The 18,504-nt window shown below is 38.6% G+C and carries 21 protein-coding genes and 5 pseudogenes; 18 read left to right on the top strand and 8 right to left on the bottom strand.

Annotated features, from left to right (window positions below; all coding sequences use genetic code 11):
• The first annotated feature begins 31 nt into the window (after positions 1-31).
• The 3 genes and pseudogenes from KUH03_RS14975 (at position 32) to KUH03_RS14980 (ending at position 937) form a co-directional block, all read left to right on the top strand.
• Positions 32-543 (top strand): annotated as a pseudogene (locus tag KUH03_RS14975) (hypothetical protein).
• Entirely contained in the window at positions 522-770 is a 249-nt protein-coding gene (locus tag KUH03_RS45965) for a hypothetical protein (RefSeq protein WP_306429941.1), read from the top strand. Before KUH03_RS14975 ends, KUH03_RS45965 begins: the two are co-directional and overlap by 22 nt.
• A complete protein-coding gene (locus tag KUH03_RS14980; protein ID WP_306429744.1) occupies positions 674-937 on the top strand; it encodes a hypothetical protein in 264 nt (87 codons plus the stop codon). The genes KUH03_RS45965 and KUH03_RS14980 overlap by 97 nt, the downstream gene beginning before the upstream one ends.
• A gap of 169 nt (positions 938-1,106) precedes the next feature.
• Here KUH03_RS14980 and argH read toward each other — a convergent pair.
• Positions 1,107-2,436, bottom strand: a pseudogene (gene argH, locus KUH03_RS14985) (argininosuccinate lyase).
• A gap of 801 nt (positions 2,437-3,237) precedes the next feature.
• Here argH and rbfA point away from each other — a divergent pair.
• From rbfA to KUH03_RS15010, 6 genes are read left to right on the top strand one after another with little or no spacing between them, the layout of a single operon-like run.
• A complete protein-coding gene (gene rbfA, locus KUH03_RS14990) occupies positions 3,238-3,612 on the top strand; it encodes a 30S ribosome-binding factor RbfA (protein ID WP_120261670.1) in 375 nt (124 codons plus the stop codon).
• A gap of 30 nt (positions 3,613-3,642) precedes the next feature.
• Positions 3,643-3,849, top strand: a complete 207-nt coding sequence (locus KUH03_RS45970; protein ID WP_306429596.1) for a hypothetical protein — start codon at positions 3,643-3,645, stop codon at positions 3,847-3,849.
• The gene (gene aat, locus KUH03_RS14995) at positions 3,798-4,298 is read left to right on the top strand and encodes a leucyl/phenylalanyl-tRNA--protein transferase (RefSeq protein ID WP_306429745.1); all 501 of its coding nucleotides are present in this window, start codon (positions 3,798-3,800) and stop codon (positions 4,296-4,298) included. The genes KUH03_RS45970 and aat overlap by 52 nt, the downstream gene beginning before the upstream one ends.
• Complete coding sequence (locus KUH03_RS15000) at positions 4,282-4,545, top strand: hypothetical protein (protein ID WP_257098121.1); 264 nt, start codon at positions 4,282-4,284, stop codon at positions 4,543-4,545. The genes aat and KUH03_RS15000 overlap by 17 nt, the downstream gene beginning before the upstream one ends.
• Complete coding sequence (locus KUH03_RS15005) at positions 4,500-5,369, top strand: aminotransferase class V-fold PLP-dependent enzyme (protein WP_257096982.1); 870 nt, start codon at positions 4,500-4,502, stop codon at positions 5,367-5,369. The genes KUH03_RS15000 and KUH03_RS15005 overlap by 46 nt, the downstream gene beginning before the upstream one ends.
• 2 nt (positions 5,370-5,371) lie before the next feature.
• Complete coding sequence (locus KUH03_RS15010; protein ID WP_120261673.1) at positions 5,372-6,022, top strand: hypothetical protein; 651 nt, start codon at positions 5,372-5,374, stop codon at positions 6,020-6,022.
• 100 nt (positions 6,023-6,122) lie between these two features.
• On the opposite strand, the gene KUH03_RS15015 is transcribed toward KUH03_RS15010, so the two are convergent.
• Positions 6,123-6,455 (bottom strand): hypothetical protein, encoded by a 333-nt coding sequence (locus tag KUH03_RS15015; protein WP_257094481.1) that lies wholly within the window; start codon positions 6,453-6,455, stop codon positions 6,123-6,125.
• Positions 6,456-6,671: 216 nt separating this feature from the next.
• Here KUH03_RS15015 and KUH03_RS15020 point away from each other — a divergent pair, with 216 nt between their 5' ends.
• From KUH03_RS15020 to hemL, 8 genes and pseudogenes are all read left to right on the top strand, one after another.
• A complete protein-coding gene (locus tag KUH03_RS15020; RefSeq protein WP_257094483.1) occupies positions 6,672-7,067 on the top strand; it encodes a hypothetical protein in 396 nt (131 codons plus the stop codon).
• Between the two features lie 61 nt (positions 7,068-7,128).
• Entirely contained in the window at positions 7,129-7,512 is a 384-nt protein-coding gene (locus KUH03_RS15025; RefSeq protein WP_257094485.1) for a hypothetical protein, read from the top strand.
• A 219-nt stretch (positions 7,513-7,731) separates the two neighbouring features.
• On the top strand, positions 7,732-8,331 hold the full coding sequence (locus KUH03_RS45975) for a hypothetical protein (RefSeq protein WP_306429597.1): 600 nt from the start codon (positions 7,732-7,734) through the stop codon (positions 8,329-8,331).
• On the top strand, positions 8,307-8,972 hold the full coding sequence (locus KUH03_RS45980; protein WP_306429746.1) for a hypothetical protein: 666 nt from the start codon (positions 8,307-8,309) through the stop codon (positions 8,970-8,972). Before KUH03_RS45975 ends, KUH03_RS45980 begins: the two co-directional genes overlap by 25 nt.
• 243 nt (positions 8,973-9,215) lie before the next feature.
• The gene (hemC, locus tag KUH03_RS15035) at positions 9,216-10,805 is read left to right on the top strand and encodes a hydroxymethylbilane synthase (protein WP_257094487.1); all 1,590 of its coding nucleotides are present in this window, start codon (positions 9,216-9,218) and stop codon (positions 10,803-10,805) included.
• A 99-nt stretch (positions 10,806-10,904) separates the two neighbouring features.
• Positions 10,905-11,872, top strand: a pseudogene (gene hemB, locus KUH03_RS15040) (porphobilinogen synthase).
• Between the two features lie 162 nt (positions 11,873-12,034).
• On the top strand, positions 12,035-12,424 hold the full coding sequence (locus KUH03_RS15045; RefSeq protein ID WP_257094489.1) for a hypothetical protein: 390 nt from the start codon (positions 12,035-12,037) through the stop codon (positions 12,422-12,424).
• A gap of 84 nt (positions 12,425-12,508) precedes the next feature.
• Positions 12,509-13,826: pseudogene (gene hemL / locus KUH03_RS15050) on the top strand (glutamate-1-semialdehyde 2,1-aminomutase).
• An 86-nt stretch (positions 13,827-13,912) separates the two neighbouring features.
• Here hemL and KUH03_RS15055 read toward each other — a convergent pair.
• The 5 genes from KUH03_RS15055 to KUH03_RS15075 all read right to left on the bottom strand — a co-directional run bounded on the left by KUH03_RS15055 (position 13,913) and on the right by KUH03_RS15075 (position 16,262).
• Positions 13,913-14,137 (bottom strand): hypothetical protein, encoded by a 225-nt coding sequence (locus KUH03_RS15055; RefSeq protein ID WP_257094492.1) that lies wholly within the window; start codon positions 14,135-14,137, stop codon positions 13,913-13,915.
• Positions 14,115-14,408 carry a DUF4252 domain-containing protein gene (locus KUH03_RS15060; RefSeq protein WP_257094494.1) on the bottom strand — a complete coding sequence of 98 codons (294 nt, stop codon included), beginning with the start codon at positions 14,406-14,408 and terminating at the stop codon, positions 14,115-14,117. The genes KUH03_RS15055 and KUH03_RS15060 overlap by 23 nt, the downstream gene beginning before the upstream one ends.
• Positions 14,409-14,492: 84 nt before the next feature.
• On the bottom strand, positions 14,493-14,927 hold the full coding sequence (locus KUH03_RS15065; RefSeq protein ID WP_257096984.1) for a DUF4252 domain-containing protein: 435 nt from the start codon (positions 14,925-14,927) through the stop codon (positions 14,493-14,495).
• Positions 14,928-15,019: 92 nt separating this feature from the next.
• Complete coding sequence (locus KUH03_RS15070) at positions 15,020-15,682, bottom strand: hypothetical protein (protein ID WP_257094496.1); 663 nt, start codon at positions 15,680-15,682, stop codon at positions 15,020-15,022.
• A 148-nt stretch (positions 15,683-15,830) separates the two neighbouring features.
• Positions 15,831-16,262 (bottom strand): RNA polymerase sigma factor, encoded by a 432-nt coding sequence (locus KUH03_RS15075; RefSeq protein WP_257094498.1) that lies wholly within the window; start codon positions 16,260-16,262, stop codon positions 15,831-15,833.
• Between the two features lie 517 nt (positions 16,263-16,779).
• Between KUH03_RS15075 and KUH03_RS15080 the strand changes: the two genes are divergently transcribed.
• Entirely contained in the window at positions 16,780-17,478 is a 699-nt protein-coding gene (locus KUH03_RS15080; protein WP_257094500.1) for a hypothetical protein, read from the top strand.
• Positions 17,479-17,666: 188 nt separating this feature from the next.
• On the opposite strand, the pseudogene KUH03_RS48650 reads toward KUH03_RS15080, so the two are convergent.
• Positions 17,667-18,504, bottom strand: a pseudogene (locus KUH03_RS48650) (DUF3472 domain-containing protein).

Here is an 18,504-nt window from a genome sequence, read left to right on the forward strand (position 1 = left end):
CCCATTTACTTTTGTTAAAAATGAGGGTGGTATGCAGGTGCTCTTAACGGATTATGGCGCGCGCATTGTCAGTATCTTAGTACCCGACAACAAAGGTAATCTGGTTGATGTAGCCCTAGGCTTTGATTCAATACAGGGCTACCTGGAATCAGACGAAAAATACCATGGCTGTACTGCTGGCCGTTTTGCAAACCGTATTGCAAATGGCAAATTTGAAATTAATGGGAATCAGTATACACTTCCTCAAAATAATGGGATCAATTGTTTGCATGGCGGTATCTCAGGCTTCCACGATAAAGTTTGGGATCGCAGAGTCACCTACCAATCCCATGTAGAATTTTACTATGTTTCCAAAGATGGTGAAGAAGGCTTCCTGGGAATATAAAAGTAATGGTTTCTTATACACTAACCAGAAACAACGAAATCGTCATCAAATACCACGCGCAATCAGATGCTGACACACATGTTAATTTAACAAATCACACTTATTTCAATCTTGATGGGAAGGAAGTGGAGATGTATTGCAACAGGTGCTTCAAATAAATTCAGATGAGGTGCTATTTGTTGATGAAAATCAAATACCCAACGCGATCGTACCCGTTGAAGGCACTCCTTTTGACTTTAGAACCCCAAAAAGATTGCGCAGGATATCACAGAAAATGATGAGCAGCTCATCTCGGCCAAAGGCTACGATCATTGTTATGTCAATAATAAACCAATCTCGCAGCCCTGTGCAACGGTCTATTCAAAAAACACAGGAATACAGCTAGATGTATTCACTACCGAGCCAGGCGTGCAACTTTATACAGGGAATTGGATGACAGGAAACGACATCGGTAAAAGAGGAAATAAATATTTACCCTATGCGGGATTTTGTCTGGAAACACAACATTTCCCCGACAGCCCCAATCAAGGGAATTTCCTTCAACCTTGTTAAAAGCCGGAGCGCAATTTGATTCAGAAACGCACTTCAAGTTTTCAATAAAGAAATAACAAGAAAGGGTCAAATTCTTAAAGAATTTGACCCTTTCTCCTTGTATTTAGGAGCGTATTCCACTCAGCAAACATGTATCAATTTCATTCGTATACTCAAGGACACAACGCCCCTATTTCACCAATTCTTCTAGGGCCTTTTCTACTTTTTCGAATTCGAAAGTCGCTTTCACCTGCTGAAACATGCGCTGAATCTGATCATTACATAGATTCCCGATACTACCTTCATGTGTATGATTTACTTCTTTCGATGGTTTGAAACGTCCTCATCAATATCAATACCAATAGTCCGATACGCTTCGCGGAAAGGCACACCTTTGAGCACCTCATTGTTTACAACCTCTACCGAGAATAGATAATCGTATTTGGGATCATCAAGAATATTGTCTTTTACAGAAATATTTGCCAACATAAACGTAGCTATTTCAAGACATTCATTAAGTGACTTAAATGCTGGGAATAGATTTTCTTTCAACAGCTGGAGATCCCTGTGATAACCTGAAGGAAGGTTCGTTGTCATCAAAGCGATTTCATTCGGTAAGGCCTGAATTTTATTACAACGGGACCTAATCAGCTCAAATACATCAGGGTTCTTTTTATGTGGCATTATACTGGACCCCGTTGTCAAATGTGCCGGAAAGGATATAAAACCAAAATTTTGATTGATATATAAGCAGACATCCATCGCAAATTTAGCTAGGGTTGCTGCAATAGAACTCATCCCCTGTGCCAGAATACGCTCGGTCTTTCCTCTCCCCATCTGTGCATAAACCACATTATAATTCAAATCTTCAAAGCCCAATAACTGAGTTGTCATCGTTCTATTTAGTGGAAAAGATGAACCATAGCCAGCGGCAGATCCCAGTGGGTTCTTATTACAGACCTTCCAGGCCGCTTTCATCATTTCGAGGTCATCCACTAAACTTTCTGCATAGGCGCCAAACCACAAACCAAAGGATGAAGGCATCGCAATTTGAAGATGTGTATACCCCGGAATCAAAATATGCTTATAACGCTCACTAAGCTGAATCAATTCATTGAAAAAAGACTCTGTATTCTGAATAATATTTTGGATTTCGGAACGGAAGTATAATTTCAGATCTACGAGTACTTGATCATTGCGGGATCGACCCGAATGAATTTTCTTTCCGCTTCACCAATACGCTGTGTAAGTAACATTTCAACCTGTGAATGTACATCTTCTACAGAATCTTCAATCTGAAAATCTCCAGCTAAAATTTCTTTATAGATATTTTTCAATTCCTGCTGTACCACAACCAGATCTTCATCTGTCATGAGGTTGATACTATTTAACATACGTGTATGTGCCAAAGAGCCCAATACATCCGCTGCTGCAAGTTGTAGGTCCATTACACGGTCATTACCTACAGTAAATGATTCCACAAATGAATCAACATCTATATTTTTTTGCCAGATTTTCATTAATATATTTTGTTTTATGATAACGAAATTATGATGAGCCAATTATTCATTTCGGTTTAGCTGCTGATCATAGCCCATAATAATTTCCTCAGAATATTTATTTGTATGTCATTACATCCCCGCGTTAAAGACATTTATATGCCTTACAGCGATATTTTCTTCTATCCATCACCCGATCATATGCTATATCCGATTTGTTTTTTGCGTATGAAACAATCATAAGGATCATTATACTATCTGCTGTTCTAAACGATCGATTTGATTACGGATATGTATATATATTATTAACTTGACAAAAATACCAATTGCAAATGGTTATATCAATGCCAAGCTGTTTTAGGTTCAACATTATTCATGGAAAGGGTAAAAAGTAGAATTTTTGACGTAGGAAAAACCCTGTTACAAAAAAAAAAACAAATGTTAAAAGTTTGTTAAATGGCGATAAACACATTTTATAAGTAACCACTCACTTTATTTTTAAAACTTATTTTGTCAGTTTTTAAGTATTCCTATGTTTGTAGTGTAAGGGAGATGAAAAAATAAAAGCCGGTAAGGTTAGTAAATACTTACCACTTTAAATACACCGAATTTTAGAACCAAATATGATAGACCCCAACGTCTTAAAACTTGCAAGAAATTACCTAACCAATTGTGAATCGAAATTTAAAGGCACGTCAAACCAAGATGTGCCTTTTTTTCTTATTCATACCACTGGAGTTAGTCAACATGTAGCATATATTCTTGCCTAAAATACTTATCTTTGTGTATCATATTGAGAATATTCAACATAAAACGTATACGATGGGAACAGAAAGCAAGAGACAGCAACGTTTTGCTGGGGTCATTCAACAGGATTTAGCAGCATTATTTCAACGCGATGGCAAGGCATGGGCTCCAGGGGCATTCATTACGGTTACACGTGTTCGAGTTACTCCTGATCTAGCTATCGCACGTGTTTATTTAAGCTTTCTAAACACAAAGACTGCACAGGAAGATATTAAAGCTATCCGTACCAAAACATCTGAGATACGCTATAAGTTGGGATCAAAAATTAAAAACCAGGTAAAAATTGTCCCTCAATTGGACTTTTTCCTTGATGACACCAATGAGTATGTGGAGCACATGGACAAATTATTTGAAGAAATAAGTAAAGAGCCACGCCAACCAGAAGAATAATGTACCTTAAACTGGCTGATCTAAGAATCAATGATATTTGAACTGGATAGCAAAAAGCTTGATTTTCCACATCCGAGCTACGCCGAAAAAGATGGTCTATTGGCCATCGGAGGTGACCTTTCGGCTGAACGGCTATTATTAGCTTATAGCAATGGTATTTTCCTTGGTTTAGTGATGATAGCCCAATATTATGGTATGCACCTGATCCACGCTTCGTCATTTATCCATCCAAGATAAAGATCAGTAAAAGTATGGCTTCCTGTATACGGAAGAATACATTTTCGATCTCCATAGACCAAAACTTCGAAGAAGTCATCAAGTCCTGTTCTTCGATCAATAGAAAGGATCAAGATGGAACATGGATCACAGAAGACATGATCAGGGCCTATACAGCGCTATATACCATGGGCTACGCCCATTCTGTTGAAGTGTCGCAAGAAGGCGTACTTGTAGGCGGGCTTTATGGCGTTCTGATCAATGGTGTATTTTGTGGTGAAAGCATGTTTTCCAAAGTACCAAATGCATCCAAAGCGGCATTGATCTATCTCGCACAGGAAATAGACCTACAATTGATTGACTGCCAATTCCATACAGCCCATTTGGAGAGCATGGGTGGTGAATACCTTCCCTTATCAGATTATTTAGCAATACTAACAAAAGACCTAAGATATGAACAGTCCCTATAGCAAACATTTCGATATCGACACAGCGATAACTTACTTGACTACACCTGGCTCAGGTCTACTTTCACGTGAAACAAAGCAATGGCGTGCGCAACGGGATCAAGAATTCCATGATTCAAACACAACACTTCGTGAACAACAGGGGCTGCATTGGATTCCTGCCGAAATACACTTGGACAATTCTTCAATTGTCCGGGAAACAACGTGTTTCTGTCAAGCTGCTTTTCTTTTGCATTCAACGCATTGTTAGCGGGTCTACCTAAACATTATAAGGTCCTACTTTTAAACAATGATTATCCGTCGGTAAATTTCCCGACAATAATCACGGGGTTTGAACATAGCTTCGTCACTATGGACGAGCAGCTTGAGGCTAATATATTGGATGCCATAGCTACTTTTAAGCCAGATGTGCTTATTCTGTCCATTGTTCAGTATATCTCTGGCTTAAAAATAGACCTCTCTTTTATACAGGAATTAAAACATCAGCATCCTGAATTGCTAATTATTGGCGATGGCACACAATTTTTAGGAACCGATTTATTTGATTTTAATACGTCAGGCTTCGACGCCGTGTTAAGTAGCGGATATAAATGGCTTATGGCTGGATTCGGAAATGGTTTTATTCTGTTAAACGATCGGCTTAAAGAAATCCTCTATGCTGACGTACAGAAAAACTACAGTTATCTCAACAATCAATGGATGAATAAATCTGTCGTTCAACTTTGTTTTGAACCGGGGCATTTGGACACTTTAGCTCATGGAACCCTACAACAGTCTCTGATGCAGTTTGAACAATGGGGTTATGCTGAAACAGTTTCATACACACAAGATCTAGTGGCGCAAGCGCGAGTTGAACTGGCCAATAGAGGGCTACTCCTGGATAGCATTATCAATAGACGTCCACAAAGCAATATCTTCAATATACAGATTAACCCAAACAATTTTCAACTCCTGATGGATGAGGGTATAAAATGTTTTCCTCGCGGCACTGGTATCCGTGTTGGATTCCACCTCTACAATGACCATGCAGATCTTGAAAAACTATTACATATTATAGATACAAAAACAAATTAAACATGAAATTTAGAATAGGCGATTTAGTCAGGTTTGTGGATGAACCCATTGAAGGCCACATCACCTCCATGCAAGCCAACAATATTGTAGGAGTAACAGATGAAACTGGGTTCGAAATTCCTGTTCCTATGGACAAGATAACCCTCGTTTTTGGAAATATGCGGCGAGCGGATGACGAGCTTGATCAGCATGCCACGCCATTGACCCCAAACCGGTTTATAGAAAAAGGGATTTTACTGGCCATTTCCGGCGATCACAAAGATGGATTAGCCAAGTTACATATCATCAATGAGACAAGTTATGAACTCCTTGTATCGGTTTCCGAAGCTACAGCAAATAAAGTGAAAGGACTTTTTAGCAATAAAATACCACCACATGATTCCATTCAGTTCTATACAGGAAACTTTGCCAATGTGGGAAAATGGCCGACATTCCGTTTTCAAATCATTAGACATAGCAGCAGTTTGCAGGAACTGACTAATCCGATCAATAAGGAACAGCGTGTCCGTCCAGTGGACCTGACCAATCCAAAGGTGCTTCATGAAATTTTGGATGCAAAAATCTGGTCTTATGAATTGGACAAAATCGAAGAGGATTTAGGACTAGATAAATTAAAGACGCATTTTATACCGCATCGTCCAAACAAAAAATAAGCTAGATAAATTATCTAGCTTATTTTTTTGATGCCTTACTCATTTGTTGCCCCAATCTTCTTTGTGCTCAACAACAACAACAGGATCCCGATTAGGTATACTATCCAGCCCCAACGCATATGGAGTGATTTGGAAAGCAGTTTGTCCGCAAACCCCAATCAAAATAGTTGTTGATTTTAAACCATACCGCAGAAACACTCACTAGATACCAAACTGCTGCCAACCTGGTCATCCATTGATAGGCGCGTACTGCACGAACAAAAAATAACAATGCTGTTATTCCCAAAATCAGCATAGTGATAAAAAATAAATAGGCGTCCACCTGATAAAGGTTCCAGTTACCTTTAATAGGAACTTTTAAAAATGGAGTCATACTGGACAAAAAACAAATGATAAGTCCAACAATGGCAAAATACTTCCTAATGATGACCATGGTTCAAATTACTTTAAAATTGATACGAATATAAGTTGAATATTGCCACTTATATAACTTGTCCCCAATTTTCTGAAAAATTAATCTATTTTTAAAACGAAATTCTCGTACAGAATTCCGAACAAGGAGCCATACTTCAAAAGATAACAGTAAAGCGAACAATTGAAAGGAATTCGTACCTGAAAGTTTATTTTAAATTTAAGCCGGATATTGAACATGAAAAGAGCGTTTGAAGAAACTGCAGCGGAGCAGGTAACACCGCCAAAATCAAAGAAAAATAGATATATCATTATTGGAATAGTCTTGCTATTGGCCGTACTTGCCGGTGGAGGATATTATACTTTTGTCCTGCGGCAAGACCTTGATGCCATACCTGTAGATAGTGCAGCAACAGCCGTGGACGGATTTGAGAATGCAGATCCAAAAGATCTCGAAGAGGCTGATGGCTGGAGCTCCATTGATGACTACGCCCATTGGAACAATGCCATCTTTACAATCCCTGAATATGATAATATTCCATTACGTTACCGCAGGGTATTACAAAAATCTTTATGGGGAATAGCTACCTGGAACCTTCCGGTGATAAACCCATCTATAAATTTACCCGCATAAAGGATCGTGCAAAGTCGGTATTCTGTTACGGTAATTTTACTGATCGTCATGACGCAGATAATTGGAACAAAGAAATGGCATTTCTTGTGGAAAAAATGACTATCAAAGCAGTGCGATCTGGATTATATCAGCAAAAGGAGATATCTTATTCTGGAAAGAATATTCCAGTGAACTTCCCTTGATCAATAGTTTTAAAAAAGGGCAGCAGATTTTTATGAATGAGATGAAATTAGTGCCCGCTCCAGCCGATGGAATTATTGTTAAAAACAAAAGTTCTAAATATGCCTTAATTTACAATAAAGGAACAAAAACTTTCGATACCTATTATCAGTATAGTGACAGTGAAATTAAAGAAGCAACCACTGCTGAAGAGGCCCCTTATATGGAGGAATTGGAAGACATAACGATAGACTCAGCACAAACAAATACAGGCAATAGTGAATAGTTTAATACCTTCGATAGACCGAAATTTTCATCACGCATCAACGTGATGAAAATCATCTAATCGAAAAATAAAATATAACACACTAAAATACAATATATTAACAATAAAAAACATCTATTTAAAATCTTTCTAAATTAATCCCTTTGACAGATTTTTGACACAAGCACAAAGCATTTAAGCTACATTTGTACCGTTAAATATAAGCGAGGGATTAGAGCTTTGAAAAATCTTAAAGTATTAGCGTTTACTCATAAACATGTCGAATTAAAAGATCTAGGTAATCTAGTGATCTGCAATGAGGATTTAGAAAGTCGCCTCATTAGCTTAAAACACAGCCTAGATATTCCGGAGATCTTTTACATTGGTACTTGTAACCGGGTAGAGTTTGTATTTTATGGAGCTCACGAATTGACCAACGAATTTATTGCGGAGTTTATGGGAAAATTGAACTTCTGTGTTCCGCAAGAGCGACTTCAATGTTATTTGGGTCAGGTCAACAAATATGAAGGAATGGATGCCTTACATCATTTACTTCGAATGTCCTGTTCACTTGAAAGCTTGGTTGTTGGAGAAAAAGAAATCTTAGCGCAGGTACGTAGAGCTTATGACCGCTGTAGAGAGGCCGGTTTTACGGGTGATTTCCTTCGTCTAATGATGGACAGATTGGTAAAGACAGCAAAAGAAGTTTATACCTATACTAAAATTTCCAGAAACCCAATTTCTGTTGTCTCCCTTGCCTACCGTAAACTACGTGAATTAAAGTTGGTTGAAAACCCGAGGATCGTCATTATCGGATCAGGGAAACAAACCAAAACTTAGCGAAATATTTCCAAAAAAATCAAAAAGCCAAATTTGTCGTTTTTAACCGCACGCTTGAAAATGCAAAAGCATTAGCTGAGGAGTTAAACGCTGAGGCTTATCCGCTTGCTAGCATTGGCGAATACAAAGAAGGTTTTGATATTCTGATTACATGTACCGGTGCACCAACATCAATTATTGATAACACGTTGTACCAATCACTATTAAATGGTGAAACCGACAAGAAAATTATCATTGATTTAGCTGTTCCAAATGATATTGATGCCGAAGTAATCAAAAATAACCCAATTCATTACATCGAAGTCAGCAGCCTGCAAGCTATTGCGGAGAAAAATATCCAAGAACGTTATAACGAATTGGACAGTGCAGAAAAAATCATTCAAGACAATATCCAGGAATTCTTACCACTGATCAAACAGCGTCGCGTAGAGGTCGCCATGCGTGAAGTTCCTGAAAAGATTAAAGAAATCAAATCATTTGCTTTAAACGAGGTCTTTGCACAAGAAGTACAGGCATTGACACCTGAAGCAAGAGAAGTATTGGAAAAAGTCATCAACTATATGGAAAAGAAATACATCAAAGTTCCAATGGTAATGGCGAAAGAGATTTTGGTTAAAACACCTGAGACCGAGAAAAACTAATTGCAATCATATCATTGCAATCATTTCCTGACAAAATATAGCTGCTACTTTCTTAACATACGACCAACAATGGTATTCGTATGTGGCTTTCTTTGTCGTAGCCCTACCGCTATTCTAATTTTCGGTTTATCAATCATTTCCTTTTAGATAATGACAGTAACGTGTCAACATATTCCACCTATTTATTTATTTTTGCTTCGATAAATGGTATTAAACACATTTTAATAGGTAAAGTAAAATAACGTGAATAGAAAACTAATTATTGGCACCCGGGGAAGTGTTCTTGCAATGTGGCAGGCAAATTTTGTGAAAGACCGACTACAGGAAATCGGTATCGAAGCAGAGTTAAAAGTCATCAAAACTCAAGGTGATATTATTCAGCACCTCCGTCTGGATAAATTGGAAGGTAAAGGATTTTTCACCAAAGAGCTTGAGGAGGAACTTTTGAATGGGACCATTGATTTAGCTGTACACTCACACAAAGATTTACCTACAATCAATCCGCCGGGATTGATTATTGCGGCTGTTTCCGAACGGGAGGATCCTTCCGAATTATTGATTATCCACAAGGATTGTGTAGATATCAAGAAGCGTCTATCCCTAAAACATAATGCAACTGTCGGAACATCTTCCAACCGTAGAAAAGCACAAATATCGGCTTTGCGCCCAGACCTAGAATTCGACGATCTAAGAGGTAACCTCCAAACGAGAATGCAGAAGCTGCGGGACGACGAGCAATACGATGCGATTGTGCTGGCAAAAGCTGGTATCAGCCGTATCGAAATGGATATCACAGACTTTCATGTCGAAGAAATTCCACCGGTAGAAATTATCCCTGCTCCAGCACAAGGTGTCTTAGCTATTCAGATCCGTGAAGTCGATAAAGAACTCTTTACTGCATTGCAACCATTAAATAACAATGAGGTCGCTAAAACCATTGCAGTAGAACGATTGGTATTGAACAAATTTGACGCTGGATGTCATGCGCCACTCGGATGTTATTGCCGTAAAAGTGGTGATGAATATGAAGCTTGGGCTTCCATTGCCGATACAAGTGAAGACTTTCCCGACCGTGTATACTTGAGAGATACTGATCCAACCCGATTGGCTGAACGTATTTTCAGCAAGTATGCAAAAGATCGTAAGTTGCCGCAATCTGTCTTTATTTCCAGGGAGGTAGACGAAAATTCCTACTTCGCTCGTGCAATGGCCAAACATAATATCACGATCGAAGGCCGTTCATTGATCAAAATATTTCCGATCATCAATAAGTTGGATCCTTTTATCTTAAAACATGTCGATTGGATCATATTTTCAAGTAAGAACGGGATTGAGCATTTCTTCAATCTGGAGCCGCGGTTAAGTAAAAAGACCAAAATTGGCGTTATCGGCCGTGGTTCGGAAGAAATATTACGTAAGTACGATCGCGTAGCGGATTTTTCCGGTGACAGCGAAGGTATTAATATGGATGAAATCGCCAAGAAATTTGCCGAATTGGCAAATGGAGGAACGGTACTTATCCCGCGTGCAAAGGAATCGCTTGAGACTATTCAGAAAGCATTAAGTCCAGAAACTAAAATCATTAATATCCCAGTCTATGAGACTGTATTGGAAGAGGACGTCGATCCATCCAATGCAGAAGTACTGGTATTTACAAGCCCTAGTAATGTAGAAGCTTATTTTGCGGACAATCTTTTAGAACCGGGACAAAAAGTCATCTGCATCGGTCGTTCGACCGGAGCCAAGTTTGATGAGATGAATGTTCCTTATACACTTCCCTATTCACCAGACGAGATCGGTCTCTCAGAGGCTGTTTTTGGCTTAGAATATTAAATAGTATTGCGCAATTAGTATTGAGTAGTTGGCAAACGCATTTACTGCCTTTGCAATTGAACAACACTGGATCACTAGATAATAAATAAATTAAATATAATGTTACAACGTCCGAGAAGAAATCGTAAATCTGCCGTGATTCGCGACATGATTCAAGAGACACGTTTAGACGCGTCGAATTTGATTTTTCCACTTTTTATTGTAGATGGCCAAAATCAAAAAACCGAGGTTAAATCTATGCCGGGTATCTACCGCTATTCAATAGATAATTTATTGAAAGAAGTGGAAAGCTGCCTCAAATTAGGCTTACGTTCATTTGACCTATTTCCCAATATCGAAGAATCATTGAAGGACAAATATGCGACGGAGAGTTACCGCGATGGAAGTTTGTATTTACGCGCCATTGCAGCGGTAAAGAAAAATTTCCTGAAGCCTGTATTGTTACCGATGTAGCGATGGATCCTTACAGCAGCGATGGTCATGATGGAATTGTCGAAAATGGCGAGATCCTAAACGACGAAACATTGGAAGTATTGGGCAAGATGGCACTCGCACACGCGCAGTCCGGTGCAGATATTATCGCACCATCAGATATGATGGACGGACGCATCGGGTATATTCGTGAACTATTGGATCATAATGGTTTCACAAACGTGTCTTTAATGTCCTATACGGCGAAGTATGCATCAGCATATTATGGTCCTTTCAGAGATGCTTTGGGTTCTGCTCCTAAACACGGGGATAAGAAAACGTATCAGATGAACCCTGCAAATGCAAAGGAAGCACTTATCGAGGCCCAGTTAGACGCGCAAGAAGGTGCAGATTTTCTAATGGTTAAACCGGGGCTTCCATATTTAGATATTGTGAAACTTCTCGCTGATAATTTTGATCTCCCAATCGCGGTGTATAATGTCAGTGGTGAATATGCTATGTTAAAAGCTGCCATTCAAAATGGTTGGCTGGATGAACGTGTGATCTTGGAAACGTTATTAAGTTTCAGACGTGCGGGCGCAACAGCAATTTTATCCTACCACGCCAAAGAAGTTCTGGAAAAAGGTTTTATTTAGGCAAATAAGATCAGGTTTTCGCGCTAAAAACAGCGAATTGCTCAAAGACAAAAGTAAATATTAAAAAGGTTCGAAATTAAATTTTCGAACCTTTTTGGGGCCACTACTTTTAAACTATTTGACCCCAACATAGTCAAACGAATTATTATAAACATCCATATTATGTTAAAAAGTATTCTTATTAGCAGTTTTTTACTGTCGGGTTCTGCTGCCCATGAGCATCCTATTTACTCACTTCTGGAAGGTGTATGGATCGCCGAGGACGCAAAATTAAAATCGGTAGCATTTAATAAAAATGGTGATGCTTTCTTTACGTTTACAAACTCAAAAGCAGGAAGTCTTAATACCTCAGTACACCAGAAAATCGATAGCCTCATGCTATTAAACCAACAGAAATTTAGTGGTTACCTATTTAGTCCCAATCTATTTGGAAAATACAACGACAACAAAACTCCATTTGAGATTCAAATAAACTCAACAAACGAGATCACTTTATTTATCAATAAACAAGAAATACTATTGCGAAAAAAAAGAGGATACCCCAACCTTTAAATAAGGAATATCACTGAATTCTTGATTCCTTACGTTTCCATGAGACTTATCTTGGCAAAAAAGATAACTTCGCATTCAAATATAATGACTATGCAAGCACCTGATATTTCAAGAGCAAAATCTGCTGAATTATTTGAAAAAGCAAAACAATATTTCCCCGGCGGTGTGAATTCTCCGGTTCGGGCTTTTAAATCTGTATTTGGTACCCCATTATTTATAGAACGAGGTGACAAAGCACGTCTTTGGGATGCCGACGGCAATGAGTTCATCGATTTCTGCTGTTCGTGGGGTCCTTTGATTTTGGGACACAATAACGATCAAGTTCGCGAGGCCGTTGCCGCACAATTAGGTAAAGGGTTGAGTTTTGGCGCACCTACTGCTCTGGAAAATCAACTTGCCGAATTGATTATTGAAAAAAATAAGTATATCGAAAAAATCCGCTTCGTCAGTTCAGGAACCGAGGCTGTGATGTCTGCAATCCGCTTGGCAAGAGGATATACCAAACGCGATAAGATTATCAAATTTGACGGATGTTACCATGGTCATTCGGATTCGCTTTTAGTGAAGGCTGGTTCTGGATTGGTTACTTTCGGAGAAACTTCTTCGGCAGGCGTTCCCAAAGCTTTTGCAGAGGAAACAATCGTCATCGAGTTAAATGACAAAGACGCGCTGAGAGCTGCTTTTACAGAATTTAAAGATCAAATTGCTGCAGTAATCATTGAAGGTATTCCAGCCAACAATGGTCTATTAATGCAATCCAAGGAATACATGCATTTCCTACGTGATATCACAAAAGAAAATGGGAGTATGCTAATCATGGATGAGGTAATCACCGGATTCCGGATCGGTTTTGAAGGGGCTTCTGCATACTACGAAATCCAGCCAGATATTATCACCTATGGCAAGATTATAGGCGGTGGTATGCCAGTGGGAGCCTATGGAGCATCCAAAGAGCTTATGGCATGTATATCACCTGACGGTGCCGTTTATCAAGCTGGTACCTTGTCAGGGAACCCTGTAGCCATGGCGGCAGGTATTGCAGCCTTGACTATTTTGGCGCAAGATGATTTCTACACAAACTTAAATGCGAAAACCGCGGCATTCGTTCAGGATCTTCGTGATTATATCGCTGAAAAAGGCTATCAAGTACAGTTATTCCATGTTGCCTCTATTTTCTGGTTTGCATTTACAGAGCAAGAAGATATCAAGAAAGCAAGTGAAATTGATCACGCTTCCATGGAATCATACAAAATCATGCACCGTGAACTCCTGAATAGAGGGGTTTATTTCGGTCCTTCGGGCTATGAAGTTGGTTTTGTTTCCGCTGCTACATACCGACGCGGATTTAAATACCGCCAAGAAGCATATTTTCGATGCCTTGGACATCGTCTTTCATTCATAAAAGGAAAGTATAATAAACGATGCCCCAAAAACTATTTTAGTTCTTGGGGCATTTATATGCTGTTTAATCAAGAATCGCTGTCTGAGCTAAAGCTCCTGTTGAACTACAGTATGGGTATCAGCCAATTTAGTGGCGAGTTTTTTATCCTTCGATTTTATCTTATTCAATCCCTGAACAAGCTCATCCAGTGAAAACTTACCTTTTATATCCATAAATACACTTTCATCTCCTTCATCATGGACCAATAGCGAAACCCGGCTGATCACATTATCTTTATCAATGCGCGCATTAATCGAGATCCTCCCCTTCACTGTTGATCACCAGTAGTTCCTCAAATTTGTTCTTCTTTAAAAACTTATGGTAATCTTCCAATATCAACATATTCTTTTCACGATCATTGTTTGATAATGTCATCATCCTGAATTTTTTCAACTTTTTGACGATGCCCGCCATGACCTGTGCATCCTCGTCGTTCTCATCCTGCAATGCCTTTTTGATAAATGGTTTTGTCAACCACATCGGCAAATTAATGGCAACGATCTCTGCATTATTCGAAACATTGGATCCCCTGACGAAATCCATGTTGGAGCCTTTTTGATGATGCAGGATTGCAATGAAAATAGCACTCAATTAGGCATAACAATGTTAGTAATCTTTTCATAATATCTACTTTTTATTGTTATTCTGTTTGTCCTTATTCACTTTGTTGTTTCCCTCATTAACCAAGTTAGTCACGTCTTTCAAAGGTATTGCCCCATCAAGAATCATAAATAAATTTTGTCCATCTCCATTTATTGTAAGCAACAAATTGTTTAGGATATCTGCATTCGCAGACATATTCTCCACCATGAATCGAATATCTTGACCTTCACTGTTGAGCGACATAAGTTCCTCATATTTTAAATTTGAAACCGCACCACGAATGATACCTGTCAAGTCCTTATCTTCACCATCTTCTACAATCAACATACGTAAAGATTTAACATTCTTGAGTAGTGGCGTAATCGTTTCCATATCCTCATCATCAATTTTTAAATTCCCCAACAATTTGAACATAGGGGCGCCAATTTTAAGCGTCGTTACTCCTTTTTCCCTTGATATTGCTCGAAAAGTTTATCTAACTTGGAAATCTGTGCGTTTGCCATACTTGCTACAAGTAATAGGCAAGCTATTAATAATCCTTTCATACTATTTTAGTTAATCGATATTGACATTTGTTTTATATTCATTGCTTTATCTACTCCATTTTCCAGATTATTTGCCAATAATCCCAATGAACGGAGCGTCAGTTCTACAGCCTCCTCTTCGTTGGCAACAGGTTTACCGTTCAATACAACATAATCCGCTTGATAGCCTTCCTCCATTTGTTGTAAAGATTGAATAACCTTCTTCTTTTTCGCCATTATTCTATTTGATCGTACACGCTGATTGGAACGCGTCGAAGTATTTGCCGTGAGCATTGCACTTCGTTTCCTGTCTCTGCTTGCCACCGTCTCCACATCCGAATGAACTGTTGCTTCACTGTTCTCCGTCACCACCTTCGTCGACGGTCTTTGAGGCTCTTTCAGTTCTTTATTAGCAAGTACCGACGGCTGTGTTGCTGGCTCTTGATTCAGATAAAAGGTTAATCCCATAACCGCCAGGAGAATTGCCGCAGCTGCATATTTTATCCAGATATTGTCTCGCCATCGGATGATTTTCTGATCTGCTTTGACTTGATTTTCAAAATCCTCAAACGACCAATCCATTTTCACATCCTTTTCCTGATCCAATAGCTGAAAGAACAGTTCATCCGATTTTTTCAGTTCCCTTTCTTCCTCCGATGACGACTTGCCATCAAAGTATTTATCTTTCAATTCCTCTAATCTTCTGTTTTTCATCATTACAAATTTGAGTATCACTATTAATGATAGCTATTGGATCTATTTTTATTTGAATAAATCCGGGAGCTTTCATAATCAAATAATTTTGTCAACTGTTCCTTTACTTTCTGTCTGGCCCGCATTAGATTAACTCTAACAGCAGACTCCCCATTTCCAGCACTTCACCGATCTCCTCTATATCATAATCCTCCACATCGCGTAGGTGCATTACAAGACGCTGCTTCTCAGGCAGCGAGTTGATCATCTCTAAAATTATTTCTTTCGTATTTCCAACAGCATTTTCTGTTGTTGAAATAATCTGATGGTGTTCGGCAAAATCTGTACGGACTTTATCTCTTTTTATCCGATTTAGTGCTTCATTTTTAACACTCTGCATGCAAAATGCCTCCAAATTCTTATATTGATACAATTTATCTTTCCCCTGCCATAGACGCATCATCACATTTTGAACCGCATCAAACGCCTCATCCTCATCAACCAAGATCCGTTTCGCAAAGCGAAATAGCTTATCCTTATGGACGAAAACGGTATTCTTAAATTGCTCTTGGTTCATTTTAGTATTTAGTATTGAGATGTTAGATTTGAGATTTTGATCGTACAAACCTTCAGCTTACCTAATTTTTCTTTATTCGTTATAAATACAAGCTATATCATTTCCTTTACCATTTTTGCATTCTATATAAGCAAGACATCTCAAGCTTTCTATTTATTACATCTAATATGAATAATTTTTTAAAATATTTATTTGTTCAAATAATAGGTTCTAATTGTTCTGGACTGTTAGGTGCTTTCAAGAACTATTAAACAAGTTTTATTGCAACTGAATATAACATATGCCTACAATCAAAACCTTGTTTTACCATTACTACAAACAAAAGATCCCGTACTATTGTTATTTAAGATGCTGAGTGTTAAAAATTTAAACAAAAGATCATGAAATACTACAGAATTACCGGCATTACCGCCGCATTAACTTTATTAATCGGAGCTATTGGATGTAATAATTCAACCAAAAAGGGCTCCGACCATACAGATTCAATGGGTGGTCCGATACAAGTATTGCACAGAAAATGGATTCTATTTCCGTTAGTCCAATTGCAGATTCAAAACAATTTCCAGGAGCGAGTCTAGGAATCTCTTCCATAAGCGCTGAAAAAGTAGGTACAGACTCCGCAAAAGTTACCGTGAAATATAATGTTAGCAACTTTAAGCTTACTGAAATGACAACGGACGAGCATGCAGCTCACATGGCAAACTCACATGATGGACAGCACATCCATTTTATTTTGGACAATAAACCATATACTGCATTATATAAACCGGAACACAGTGTCACTTTAGCTTTAAATTCAGAGCATTATCTCCTATCGTTTTTGTCGCGGTCTTATCACGAATCCATTAAAACAGCTGAGGCCTCAAAATTGATTAAATTCAAGATAGATGCAACGGGTAAATTGACACAGGAGCCGACACCTAAAGAAGCATCCTTATTCTATTCTCGTCCAAAAGGAGAATACAAAGGTGATGAAACCAAAAATGTCCTTTTAGATTTCTATCTGGTCAACACAAGTATTGCTCCGGACGGTAACAAGATTAACGCGGATATTAACGGTCAAACTTTTACTTTGGACAAATGGGGTCCCTATGAGATTAAGGGCTTACCTATGGGGAATAACAAAGTAAAATTAACCTTGGTAGATAAAGAGGGAAATGCCGTTACCGGCGATAATGTATCGGTAGAACGAGATATTAAACTCTCCGAAAAATAGTCATTTAAAAGTAAGCGCCTGATATTAAAATATCAGGCGCTTACTTTTGTAACAGTACATTAGTGGATCATTGTATTACCATCTTAGCTACGGTAATTTCTCAAAATCAATTTTCGGTGCAGTATTTTTATTGACAAGGTCAAACTTGCTGCCCGGTTTAACAATCTCATTAAAGAAGCCTCCATTCCTTAAAAAGTAGCCATTTTTTGTTGTTCCCCCATAGCATCAATACGTTGATGAGCACGGTAGGTATTATCAACACTAAATGAAGCGGATTGAACAGGGCGCCATTGACCGTCATAAACCCATTGATTTTTAAATTCCACCTGTCTTCCTAGATATCCCTGATTCGGACTAAAATTCTCTAGGAAACTATGAAATCTTTTTAAATATGTATTTGTTTGCGGACGTTTGAAACTGGCGATTACATTCCATGCATTTTCCTCAGGTACAAAAAACCAGGCAGTATAGTCTGTATTTCCTTTTCCATCTGGGACACCCTTCAACAAGAATTTATAGGTTTCACCGCTTTCCAGAAATATTTACGGTAACTCTGCCCACCGGATCCCTCGTTGCCAAATTCTCCTGTATGCACGTCTTTTCCTTTCTTCAATAAATGGATTTTTGATCTTCTGGGATACTTTTCGGATCATCCGTATGGAAGGGGCTCCAAACCGAAAAAAGAATACGTCGTTCGGTCTCCGAGTTCACCTGTATCCCGAAGTAGCCCTCTCCAAAACCATTGGCCATAAAATATGAACCGATTTTATCTTCTCCTTTTGGTACAGTTACCTCATTGTAATAATAGCTGACATTCCCTTCACTCGGTATCGTATAATTTAAGTGACAGGAAGGACCACGACGTGACCAATAGTAATAATCAGGATCATTTGAGTAGGTAAGACCTTCAGATGCAGCCTCTCCACTAACGATTAATTCCGTTACATCAGCAAAGGTATCACCCGACTTACTTAATCCTTTTAAATTCACCTGCACGTAGCCAGGTGTTTTGACATCAATAGACAA

This window comes from Sphingobacterium sp. E70, from assembly GCF_019285695.1.
In the GTDB taxonomy this organism is placed as follows: domain Bacteria; phylum Bacteroidota; class Bacteroidia; order Sphingobacteriales; family Sphingobacteriaceae; genus Sphingobacterium; species Sphingobacterium detergens.